This window comes from Vibrio sp. D173a, from assembly GCF_030248475.1.
In genome coordinates, this window is the sequence record NZ_JAHGAH010001535.1 from 1 (window position 1) to 542 (window position 542).

General features: G+C 40.6%; 1 pseudogene. It reads right to left on the minus strand.

The annotated features are described in order from the left end of the window. Positions 1–300: 300 nt before the first annotated feature. Positions 301–542: pseudogene (locus tag KIV40_RS34570) on the minus strand (polysaccharide biosynthesis protein); the annotation flags it as partial.

Genomic DNA, 542 nt, shown 5'->3' on the forward strand with positions numbered 1-542 from the left:
GCGTTGTTTGCAGTGTCTTCACGGTGACCGTAACCGTCAAGAATCACTAGAGCCATAGGCTTCTTAGCTGACATAGGACTGACCTCGTTCAATTCAAAATAAATCGGTATAAAAACAAATTAGCGTAATTTTACTACAGTTTACAGTCAAAACTGTAGTGGAAGATCAAGACAGGTAGCAGGTAGGAGGATCAGAGCTGAAAAAAAGCTTCTTTTGAAGGCCAAGTGTTTTTGCCTCACGTGCTTATTTACAACACAAAAGACAATAAAAAAGGCCAGCAACTGAGTTACTGGCCTATCATTAATTCTCTACCACTTGTTGTGTTGAGCTAGAAGCATTCCAAACTAGATCGCCAATGCCATCAGTAGGCTTGAATCCTGTAGGTGCATCTAACAACAGTTTACGAATCGTCTCGTGTTCTAGGTTATGGCAAGCAAAATCTAAAGACTCAAGTAGATTGTCATACTCATCGATTGGCAAAAATACTTCATGAGCTGTCATGATCCGTTCATGAGCAGTACGCTGAACATTATCCCCAATCA